The 10,277-nt window shown below is 40.9% G+C and carries 10 protein-coding genes; 1 reads left to right on the top strand and 9 read right to left on the bottom strand.

The features are described 5' to 3' along the window. Positions 1-2: 2 nt before the first annotated feature. Positions 3-1,313: a hypothetical protein gene (locus tag T530_RS0100160; protein WP_027727261.1), complete on the bottom strand. Its 1,311-nt coding sequence runs from the start codon at positions 1,311-1,313 to the stop codon at positions 3-5. 85 nt (positions 1,314-1,398) lie between these two features. Continuing rightward, positions 1,399-2,166 (bottom strand): TatD family hydrolase, encoded by a 768-nt coding sequence (locus T530_RS13080; RefSeq protein WP_051537675.1) that lies wholly within the window; start codon positions 2,164-2,166, stop codon positions 1,399-1,401. A gap of 107 nt (positions 2,167-2,273) precedes the next feature. Here T530_RS13080 and T530_RS0100150 point away from each other — a divergent pair, with 107 nt between their 5' ends. Then, positions 2,274-2,486 (top strand): hypothetical protein, encoded by a 213-nt coding sequence (locus T530_RS0100150; protein WP_027727260.1) that lies wholly within the window; start codon positions 2,274-2,276, stop codon positions 2,484-2,486. 156 nt (positions 2,487-2,642) lie between these two features. On the opposite strand, the gene miaA is transcribed toward T530_RS0100150, so the two are convergent. From miaA to T530_RS0100115, 7 genes are all read right to left on the bottom strand, one after another. Then, complete coding sequence (miaA, locus tag T530_RS13075) at positions 2,643-3,587, bottom strand: tRNA (adenosine(37)-N6)-dimethylallyltransferase MiaA (protein ID WP_038073185.1); 945 nt, start codon at positions 3,585-3,587, stop codon at positions 2,643-2,645. 4 nt (positions 3,588-3,591) lie between these two features. Further along, the gene (locus T530_RS0100140) at positions 3,592-4,845 is read right to left on the bottom strand and encodes a class I SAM-dependent rRNA methyltransferase (RefSeq protein WP_027727259.1); all 1,254 of its coding nucleotides are present in this window, start codon (positions 4,843-4,845) and stop codon (positions 3,592-3,594) included. Between the two features lie 18 nt (positions 4,846-4,863). Next, the gene (locus tag T530_RS13070; protein WP_038073183.1) at positions 4,864-5,445 is read right to left on the bottom strand and encodes an HAD family phosphatase; all 582 of its coding nucleotides are present in this window, start codon (positions 5,443-5,445) and stop codon (positions 4,864-4,866) included. A 14-nt stretch (positions 5,446-5,459) separates the two neighbouring features. Then, positions 5,460-7,595, bottom strand: coding sequence for a type I DNA topoisomerase (topA, locus tag T530_RS0100130; protein ID WP_027727258.1), 2,136 nt, complete (start codon positions 7,593-7,595; stop codon positions 5,460-5,462). A gap of 20 nt (positions 7,596-7,615) precedes the next feature. Then, positions 7,616-8,506 (bottom strand): DNA-processing protein DprA, encoded by an 891-nt coding sequence (locus T530_RS13065; RefSeq protein WP_197018219.1) that lies wholly within the window; start codon positions 8,504-8,506, stop codon positions 7,616-7,618. Positions 8,507-8,639: 133 nt separating this feature from the next. Continuing rightward, positions 8,640-9,362, bottom strand: coding sequence for a tetratricopeptide repeat protein (locus tag T530_RS0100120; protein WP_027727257.1), 723 nt, complete (start codon positions 9,360-9,362; stop codon positions 8,640-8,642). A gap of 29 nt (positions 9,363-9,391) precedes the next feature. Beyond that, the gene (locus tag T530_RS0100115) at positions 9,392-10,273 is read right to left on the bottom strand and encodes a tyrosine recombinase (RefSeq protein ID WP_027727256.1); all 882 of its coding nucleotides are present in this window, start codon (positions 10,271-10,273) and stop codon (positions 9,392-9,394) included. Positions 10,274-10,277: the final 4 nt, after the last annotated feature.

Here is a 10,277-nt window from a genome sequence, read left to right as displayed (position 1 = left end):
TCCTAAAATGAATAGTTGTACTGACTATAGTAAAAAAGCCCTTCTGTATCTTTTGAACTGGCTTTTACCCTTATATAAACAGTGCCCTTTGGTATATCTGAATCAGGCGAAATCTGGAGGGTTGCCCCGGAAACAGTAACTCCGGAAAATCCTTCAGGAGAACTGTCATTAATATACCACTCGAAAGTTATGTTCTCTTCCGTAAAATTCTGATTACTTAAAGCGGCATAAAAAGCTCCGTTTCCCATATTCAGAATCTTTATGTCGCTGTTATCAATGTTGAAGCTTTCAAAATTAGACATTGTAACAGGAGGTATTTTTGAAACATCAACACCAATATTTTCTTTTGTTACAGGAATTGTCTGTTCATCAGAGTAACCTATATAAACTTCATCATCTTCTTTTCCGACAGCAGCCTTTCTTACTAAAATTTCCGTAACAGAAGACGTCACAGGAATTTCCTTTCCCGAACTATAGCGAAGCCATTCATTACCAAACTTATATTCAAGGTCAAGCTCAGTATCTTCAAGACGAATGCAGCCTCTGGTAATATTCTGAATAGATTTAGAAAGCTTTGGAACTTCATTATCATCAAAGCTTTTAATTACAAGAACATAAACATTTAAGATGTATGTGGAATAACCTGGTTTTGTAATCATTACAGGACATTCAGCGGAGTATGGCGAGTAAAAATCATCAATAGGAGAAACAGTATAAACATTTTCGTTTTCACTGCTTGCCCGGAAAACCCTTGCAAAAGAAATCGACATATCAGAAATATCTAATTCCTCTTCATCCTCATCATTAGCCTTCCAGGCATGCAGAAGTTTAAGGTCATCAGACTCTAAGTAGTCACCTTCCTCACAAACTAAATCGATAACGTTAATGTCACTATTATCCATGTCTAAACAGCCGAGAAGTTTTTCAGATTTTACCTCATACTGATTTCCCTTATAGGTAATTTTTGCCAAAATTATGTGATTTTCATCATCCAGATCATCATATTCATAATATGAATTTTCAGAAAACAGCTGATCAATCTCATCCTCATCTTCAGACAATCTGTACCACTGATATTTCAGAAGAGGTTTTGTCTCATCTTCATCTTCATACTGTTCGCCGCTTATAATTTTTCCATTATCTTCAATCCATGCAGAAAGATAACCGTTTACAAAAGACATTCTGGCATTAATACCGGTTGGCAGAGCTGGAGTTGAGGAAGAATTATTGTCAGATGAATTCATTCCGTTTGCACAGGAAAAAATAAGGAAGGCAAGAGTAAAAAGTGCGCATGTAAAAAAATGCTTTTTCATAAATGTACTCCTTAATGAAAAATCACAAAAAAACATTTTTACTTGCAAATTTTTTTAACTTATATTCATGCTAAATCCAGAATGTTTAGAAGTTAAGAAATTTTATAAAATTTTGTTGTAAATTTTGAACAAGATATTCTTCTTTGAAACCTCGGATTTCTGCGGCCGCTTCATAAATAAGCCTGATTTCCCCTGCCCTGGTAAAAGCTTCACCCTTTAAAGTTTGAAAAGGCGCATCAGTTTCCAGAAGAAGATTTTCAAGCGGAAGCTTTTTTACACATTCAATCACCTTTTTATTTCCGTTTTTCATCTGCTTTCCAAAACTAAAAAAAGAGGGAATTCCCCGCCGGATAAGACTTTCTGCCTCTACAAAACTTCCCATAAAAGAATGAAAAAGTACCGCCGGCAGTTTTTTAAGGCGAGCTGCATATTCAAAAAGCTTTTCGTTAGCCTTCCGGCAGTGAACTACAAGGGGCATTTTATATTGCAGGGCAAGTTCAAGCTGAATGTTCCACATTTCTTCCTGTAAAAGAGCTTTTTCACGAAAGGCTGGAGTAAAATAATCAAAGCCAGCTTCCCCGATTGCGTGAATTGTATTTTTTCCCGCCTTCAGTAAGCCCTCAAGAAAATCAGCATACTTTTTAATGTCAAAATCCGGCTGTAGACAAGCTTGCGGATGCAGGCCAAAAGCCTTCTTTACACAGGCCGGCGCCTTCTTCTGGATTTCCCACTCTTCAAAAGAATGAGCACAGGAAAGCGCATTCCAGTCTACTTTAAGGTCAGGCTGAAAGTCCCGGCAGACAGCATAGTGAAAATGCGCATCACAAAATTTTTTTTCAAATTTTTCTAACATTTTTTTTATTATAACCGAATATTAAGGTATGGGAACGTGATTTCCCTCTTAATTTTGATAAAAACTTTACTTCATAGATGTGCTTAAACTTAATTGCGGGAGGCAATATGAAAAGTTACACATTAAAGAGCATAGGAAAAACTTCAGACTACATGACAATCCTTCGTGAAATGGAAGACGGATTTGTCGTAAAAATCGTGCGCGACCTTGACGGCTACGAAGACGTAAAAACAGACTACATCAGTCGCGAACTCTTCGACAGCTGCATCCGAACCGGATATCTGACAGAAATAAAAGAAAAAGTAGTTGTTTCGGCTTAGAAAGAAACTCCTTTATATTTTGAAATAGCCTTGTAAAAACGCTCCGTCGGGGCGTTTTTTTTATTCGGGCGGTCCGGCTGACGCCGTCGCTACGTCCGCGGTTCCGCTATCGCTCCAGCCCCCTGCCGGTGGCCGGCTTCGCCGCCGCTCCCATCGCTACCGCATTTTCAAATCAGAAACTATTTTTACCGCTTCTTCAATGCGTTCAGCCTTACTGCCCTGACCCAGCCAGTGAATTTCTACACCCTTTTTTTCCATCATGCGGAACCAGGTTTCCTGTCTTTTTGCAAACTGACGGATGGCAATAAAAAGTTTTTCTTCCATTTCGTCGCGGCTTTTGTATTTGCCCTGTAAGTATTCTGAACAAAAGCGGTATTCAAGTCCCAGTTTTTCAAGGCGTTCAAAGGTAATCCCGCTTTTATGAATATTTTCAACTTCTTCTATCATGCCGCCGTCCAGGCGTTCTCTAAGTCGGAGCTGAATATTTTCCCAGAGCTTTGGTCGCGGCAATGTCGTTCCGATTATAAAAGGCCTTATATCAGGGCGCTCAACCGCAGTTGATTCAATTCCCTGTTTTTTAGCTTCAATAATTTCCAGTGCCTTGATTACACGCTCTTTTTCCTTAAGGTCAGCCTTTACGTGTAAGTCAGGCTGTTCTTTTAAGAGCATCTGGCCCAGCTCCTCAAGGGATTTTTCTTCCAGCTCTGCGTGAAGCTTAGGATTTTCCGGTAAAATTACCATTTCATAGCCGCGAACCACCGCATCAAGATACATGCCCGTTCCGCCGACTACCACAGGGAGTTTCCCGCGGGCGATAATATCTTTAAAAGCGGTATAAAAATCTTTCTGATAATTATAAACGTTATATTCGTCAGGAAGGCTTGCAATATCAATCAGATGATAAGGCAGGGGCTTTCCATTCCAGACGTATTCATCAAGGTCTTTTCCAGAACCTATATCAAGATGGCGGTAAGTCTGGCGGGAATCGGCAGAAATAATTTCTCCGTCAAAACTTCCGGCAAGGGCAACTCCAATAGAAGTTTTTCCCACCGCCGTCGGCCCGAGAACTATTATACAGTTATATTCCGCCTTACCGCTCATCAAACTACCTTACAACGCAGATTGCACACTTCAAATATTCAGACTTAGGATAGCCTGCCAGAAGAGGATGATCTGGTCCGGCACCGCGTTTTTCAAGAATCTGAACCTTCTTGTGGCTGTCCATTGCGGCATGAACAATCATATCATAGAAGGTATTTGTGTCAAAAAAGTGAGAGCATGAACAGGTAACAAGGATTCCGCCTTCATTCAAAAGTCGCATAGCTCGGAGATTGATTTCCTTATATCCGCCGTAAGCCTTCTGAATGTTCTTTGCAGATTTTGTAAAAGCGGGAGGGTCAAGAATGATTACGTCAAACTTTTCACCGTCTGCTTCGTATTTTTTTAGAAGGTCAAAAACATCAGCGCACAAAGCCTTCATAACTTTTTCAGCGCCGTTGAGCTTGATGTTGTGATTTACCATTTTTACAGCATCTTCTGAAATATCAACAGAAGTTACTTCGCGCGCCCCTGCCTTAAAGGCATTTAGACCAAAAGCGCCTGTGTGAGTAAAGGTATCAAGGACTTTTTTCCCGTGGCAGAAGCGTTTAATCTGTTCACGGTTGAACTTCTGGTCAAGGAAGTAGCCTGTTTTCTGTCCGTTTGCAATGTCAACACAAAGCTTAATTCCGTTTTCTACGATAACAATGTCAGTATCAAAAGATTTGCCGTCAAGCCAGCCGCTTACCATAGGCAGCCCTTCCTTTTCGCGAACAGCTTCATCACTGCGCTCGTAAATTCCTTCCGGCTTGCAAACCTTTTTTAGAGCCTTGATGATTTCATTTTTGAAAATATCACAGCTCATAGACAGGAACTGAACTACAAGGAAAACTTTCCGCTCTTCGCTGCAAAGACGTTCGCAGATAAAGCCCGGAATCAAATCTGCCTCACCAAAAACAAGACGGTAAGAATCAGACGGAGAATAATAAAGCTGGCGGTAATTATAAGCCGCTTCAACTCTCTTTTCCCAGAATTTTGCAATGTCAGAAAAAATGACGTCAGCGTGTTCAGTACCGATAAGGCGAACTGCAATTTTTGATTTTTTATTAAGGATACCGGTTCCTAAAAATCCGCCTGCCTTAGTGCAAACTTCAACGGCACTTCCGTCAGTCAGGCTGCATTCAGCCAGACTTTCATTTTTCCATTCAGATTTTTCATCAGCACGGTGTTTAAAATGTGAAATCTCATTATCAAATACCCAGGGAAAGCCCTGTAAAATTTCTCTCTCTTCCTTTGCGTTCAAAAATACTTTTGCGTACATGTTTCTTCCTAAAAAAGTTTAAATATATTTTTCCCACTCTTTCCAAAGCTGCTCAGGACTTTCAAAGTGCACTGCCTTTATTCCAAGGCTTTCTGCCGCCCTGCAGTTTTCAATTTTATCATCAGTAAAAAACGCATTCTCTGCCTTATACCCTTCAGCCTCTAAAATCACTTCAAAAAAGTGAGGATCCGGTTTTGCCTCGCAGATTTTATTGCTGGCATAAGTCTGGTCAAAAAATGCGTAATCACCGCGCTCCATGTGATTTTCCCAATGACTCTGAATTGTGTTTGTTCCGCAAACTACACGGTGCTTTTTGCGAAGAGCCTTAATCAGTTCAGCAGTGCGTTCCTGCAGCTGAGGATGAAAATAAAGGCGGAATAAATCATTTTTTACTTCCGGCACAGAAGCTGGTTTTGCCTTGTTAAAGGAAGCCCAGAATTCGTGGGTTTCAATTTCGCCTTTTTCAAGCTTTGCCCAGATATTTCCGTTTTCGCGGCAAATGCCTAAAAATTCATCTTTTGTAAGGCCAAGTTTTGAAGTGAGTACGTCCAGGGGGAAGGTTGTGGTAACCACGCCCCCCATATCAAAAATAAAAAGCATAGTCAGTCCTGTTTTTACTCTTCGCCGGCTTCCGGCATAACCATAGGCTCATCATCAGCTGAGTGCAGGTAATCACAGTCAGGATTGATACAAGACTTATAGCTTCCGTTCTTTTTGTCAAACTTTTCAACAAGGAACCAGCCGCACTTAGGACAGTAAGAATCAATTGGCTTAAAGTGACTGATAAAGGTACACTTAGGATAGTTTGTACAGCCAAAGAAAGATTTTCCCCGTCCCTTCTGCTTGCGCTCAACAATTTCCCCGTTACAGCCAGGAACCGGACATTTTGCCAGTGGAATTGATTTTGTATTGTGGCATTCAGGGAAGCCCGAGCAGGCAAGGAAGAAGCCGAACTTTCCAAGCTTTTTAATCATAGGCTTTCCGCAAAGGTCACAAACCTTGTCTGTTTCTTCGTCAAGGAAGCCCTTAATGCTTTCGGTTGTAGAGGTAACTTCTTCTACCCGCTTTTTAAAAGGTCCGTAGAAGTCGCTTATCATATCGTTCCATACAAGCTCGTCTGCCTCTACCTTATCAAGAGTATTTTCTACCTCAGCAGTAAACTGTTCGTTGATTACATCAGGGAAGCTTTCTACAAGGATTTTAGAAATTACGCGGCCAAGCTGAGTAGGAACCAGCTGCTTGTTGGAACGTGTAACATAATAGCGGTCCAGCAATACAGAGATAATAGGTGCATAAGTTGAAGGACGTCCGATTCCCTTTTCTTCCAGCATGCGAACGATAGAAGCATCAGTATAGCGGGCAGGTCCCTGGGTAAAGTGCTGTTCAGGGTGGAATTTTCCTGTCTCCAGAGTTTCACCCTCTTTCAAAGAAGGAAGTGATGTTGATTTATCCTCTTTTGAAGAAAGCAGTTTGATAACGTTATAGAAACCTTTTTCGCTGATTTTACTTGCGGCTGTTCTGAAAACTGCGTCACCGCTTGTAATTTCAACTGAAGTTGTAGTCATTTTTGCATTATTCATCTGAGAAGAAACAAAGCGCTCCCAGATAATTGAGTAAAGCTTAAACTGATCGTTTGTAAGATATTCCTTTACGCTTTCAGGTGTGTAAGTTGTGTATGTAGGGCGGATACCTTCATGAGCGTCCTGAGCTGCCTTTCCGACAGAATAATGAATAGGTTCAGCAGGAAGAGCATCCGGATAATTTTTTGAAAGCCATCCGCGAACATCAGCAAGGGCTGTATCAGAAATACGGACAGAGTCTGTACGCATGTAAGTAATAAGACCCACGCGGTTTTCGCCAATCTGAATACCTTCGTAAAGCATCTGGGCAATCTGCATTGTCTTACGTGATGTAAAATTAAAGCGGTTAGCGGCTGCCTGCTGCAATTTTGATGTTGTAAAAGGTGGCTTTGGACGAACTGTCTTATCAGTTTTCTTAACAGAAGTTACTGTACAAGGAGAATTTTTAATCTCATCGATGATTTTATTGACAACGTCTTCAGACTTAAGTTCAGGATTTTCTCCCTTATACTTTACAAGCTGAGCAGTAAAGTTTGATTTTCCCTTAGCAAAATCAGCATCCAAAGACCAGTATTCTTCAGGGATAAAATCTTCAACTTCCTTTTCACGCTCACAAATAAGGCGCAAAGCAACTGACTGCACGCGTCCGGCAGAAAGACCGTTCTTTACCTTTGCCCACAAAAGAGGGCTGAGGTTATAACCTACAAGGCGGTCAAGAACACGGCGGGCCTTCTGGGCATTTACCTTTGCTTCTACAATTTCGCCGGGATGTTTTACGGCTTCTGTAATTGCAACCGGAGTAATTTCGTTAAATACAATTCGGCTGATTTTAGCGTCAGTTTTATCTTTAAGGGCATTGTTCAAATGCCAGGCAATTGCCTCTCCTTCGCGGTCGTTATCGGATGCAAGAAGTACAAAATCTGATTTTTTTGCATCTTTCTGAAGTTCCTTAAGAAGTTTTGCCCTTCCGCGAACTGTGATATATTCCGGCTGGAAATTATTTTCAATATCGATTGCCATGCGCGATTTAGGCAGGTCTATCAAATGTCCCATAGAAGCCTTAACCACATAGCCAGGGCCCAGATATTTTTCGATTGTGTGTGCCTTTGCTGGAGACTCTACAATCACCAGGGTCTGTGGAGTTTTTTCTTTTGTCTTCTTTGTTGCCATAATCTTTCCTATCCTTGTTTTCAGAATAATTGGCCTTGCACAGGATTCCTAGTTCCCGGCGCTTCGGCAAGGCATTTTAAATAATCTTTGTAGTCACTGATAACCGGGGCTCCTGCCTCCAGAAATTTTTCAGGACGATTTTCTATTTTATATCTGCTGACTTTTCCGTCTGCATGCTGTCTTTCAAGCTCAGCATTAGATGTATCAGCTATCTTTTTTGCAAGCTCTCCAAAGGTTGCTTTATGAAACATTACGTCGCGTCCCATTTCCAGGGCAAAATCCGCCGTAATCAGGGAACCGCTTCCCGCAGGCGCTTCAACCACTACTGTCGCCGGAGACAAACCCGCAATTATGCGGTTTCGCGCCACATAATGCCATTTTTCCATATCCCGGCCAGGTTCATACTCACTCACTAAAAGCCCGCCAGTCTGCAAAATCTGAGTCGCAAGCCTTTTATGCGAATAAGGAATTACCTCATCAATTGAACTTGGCAGCACGGCTATAGTCTTTCCAAGCGATGCAGTATCAAGCCCCTTCTCTTCATAATCAAAGAAAGCGTCTACTGCCCCCTGATGAGCAAAACCGTCAGCCCCGTTTGCAAGCCCCGATACGACATTAGTTCCGTCCGTTACCGCCGCATAGGAAAATTCCCTTGCAGCCTTTTTTCCTTCAGGACTCAGTCGTCTTGTTCCTACAAGCGAAACAGAGCATCCTGTAAGAAGACTTTCATCACCCCTGCAAAAAAGCATATAGGGAGGATCTGAAATCTGCCTCAAAAGCTCAGGATAGTTTCTGTCTTCATGTAAAAGACATTTTATGCCGTAAGCCTTGCAGAATTGAAAAGCCTTCCTTGCAAATTCAAGATTTTTCTTTCCATCCCAGATTACAGTTTTTGAAAGCTTTCGTTCCAAAAACGCTTCAATCTCTTCTATAGATAGTAATGATAGAGCCTTAGAATTGTCAATGTTTTTTGATAAAAAAACTTTCTCAGAGAACTTTAAAAATGTAATCCTTGCAAGAGAAATATGAAAAATTAATTCGTCATCAGTATGAAGCATCTAAAACCTGTTTTTTGAGGTCTTGAGCAGCATTGATAATATCAGCCGCTTTTGTTAATGATATTATTTTATCATATATTTTTACGGCTTTGTCAAATTCATAATTTTCATAATAAGCGCGGGCAAGCACGAACATGGCATTAAAATCTTTAGTTTCAATTTCCATGACTTTTTCAAGAAGAGGAATTGCCTTTTCGCTTTCGTCAAGTTCAAAAACGTAGATTACAGAAAGTCCGTAAAGAGCGCGAACAAAACGGTCATCAATCTGAATTGCGCGTGAATAAGCATCTTCTGCAAGCTTCAGGTAATTCATGCGTACCTGTGTAGAACCTGTTCCACTGAAGTCCATTGCAGCATGAGACATGTAGCCGGCACAAACGCCAACCCAGTAATAAAGGTTCTGGTTATTAGGATAGAACTCAAGTGCCTTCTGAAAGCATTTCAAGGCTTCTCCGTACATTTTTGCATCAACATAGCGGGTTCCAAGCATTTTGTACCAGATGGCAATCTGCTGGTTTGCAAGCTGAATATCTGCAACGCGGTTTTCGTATTTATCAATGGCTTCCTTAAGTTCTTCAATTGTAGTAGGATGATCTACTTTTTCTTCCATCTTCTGATAGCGGATAATTGTTTTATTTGATTTTATACAACCAGTAAAAAGTGTCATAAGAGAAATTGAAATAACTAATCCAAACAAAATCTTTTTCATATTATCCTCCGCTATATTGCAGTCTACTTTTAACGTTTAAAATATTTTTTATGAGCATCTTCAAGCTGCTCGTTAGTTACATGTGTATAAATCTGAGTGGTTGCAAGGTCGCTGTGGCCTAAAAGTTCCTGCACAGCCCTTAAATCTGCCCCACCCTTTAATAAATGAGTTGCAAAGGAATGTCGCAGGGTATGAACCTTTGCCTGAACTCCTGAGAGTGTCTCCAGCTCCTTAAAACGCTTCCATACTCCTTTTCTGGAAATTCCCTCACCCTTATAGTTTACAAAAACTTCGGGAACATTTTTTCCTTTTGTAAGAAGAGGACGAACTTCTTCCAGATAAATTTTTAATTTATCATAGGCGCGCTTTCCAAAGGGAACAATGCGCTCTTTATCACCTTTTCCATGAACAAGAATTATCTGCTCGTCCATGTGAACGTTTGCAACTTTTAAATCGCAGGCCTCACTGATACGAAGCCCGCATGAATAAATCAGTTCAAAAAGGGCATCATCACGCTTTCCTACATTATCAGAAGTATCTATGCTTTCAAGAAGTGCGTCAACCTGTTCTTCTGTCAAAACTTTTGGAAGGGCATGTGATGTTTTAGGACGTTCCAGAAGCAGGGCCTTATTTTCAGTCCAGTATTCCTTGCGTTCAAGAAAATCGCCCAGAGCCCTGATACCGGAAATATCTTTTGCAATCGTTAATTCATTACAGCCGTCAGTTTTTCGCTTTACCAGAAAATAAGTGATATTCTGAGGCGTTACATCAACAAGCTTTATTCTTTCTTCAACAAGCCAGTTTAAAAAGGCTTCTGCCGAAATTTTATAAGTTTCGGCAGTTTTTTGCGCGTCACGCTTTACAAGAATCAAATCTGAATAAAACTGATTCAAAAGCCCTTCAATTGTCATAATT

This window comes from Treponema sp. C6A8 (assembly GCF_000619925.1).
In the GTDB taxonomy this organism is placed as follows: domain Bacteria; phylum Spirochaetota; class Spirochaetia; order Treponematales; family Treponemataceae; genus Treponema_D.
This window is presented reverse-complemented; position numbering and strand designations above follow the sequence as displayed.

Excerpts from the sequence above, each read along its gene's own strand:
- T530_RS0100160 (WP_027727261.1), bottom strand. The coding sequence starts at position 1,313 with ATGAAAAAGCATTTTTTTACATGCGCACTTTTTACTCTTGCCTTCCTT.
- T530_RS13080 (WP_051537675.1), bottom strand. The coding sequence starts at position 2,166 with ATGTTAGAAAAATTTGAAAAAAAATTTTGTGATGCGCATTTTCACTAT.
- T530_RS0100150 (WP_027727260.1), top strand. The coding sequence starts at position 2,274 with ATGAAAAGTTACACATTAAAGAGCATAGGAAAAACTTCAGACTACATG.
- miaA (WP_038073185.1), bottom strand. The coding sequence starts at position 3,587 with ATGAGCGGTAAGGCGGAATATAACTGTATAATAGTTCTCGGGCCGACG.
- T530_RS0100140 (WP_027727259.1), bottom strand. The coding sequence starts at position 4,845 with ATGTACGCAAAAGTATTTTTGAACGCAAAGGAAGAGAGAGAAATTTTA.
- T530_RS13070 (WP_038073183.1), bottom strand. The coding sequence starts at position 5,445 with ATGCTTTTTATTTTTGATATGGGGGGCGTGGTTACCACAACCTTCCCC.
- topA (WP_027727258.1), bottom strand. The coding sequence starts at position 7,595 with ATGGCAACAAAGAAGACAAAAGAAAAAACTCCACAGACCCTGGTGATT.
- T530_RS0100120 (WP_027727257.1), bottom strand. The coding sequence starts at position 9,362 with ATGAAAAAGATTTTGTTTGGATTAGTTATTTCAATTTCTCTTATGACA.
- T530_RS0100115 (WP_027727256.1), bottom strand. The coding sequence starts at position 10,273 with ATGACAATTGAAGGGCTTTTGAATCAGTTTTATTCAGATTTGATTCTT.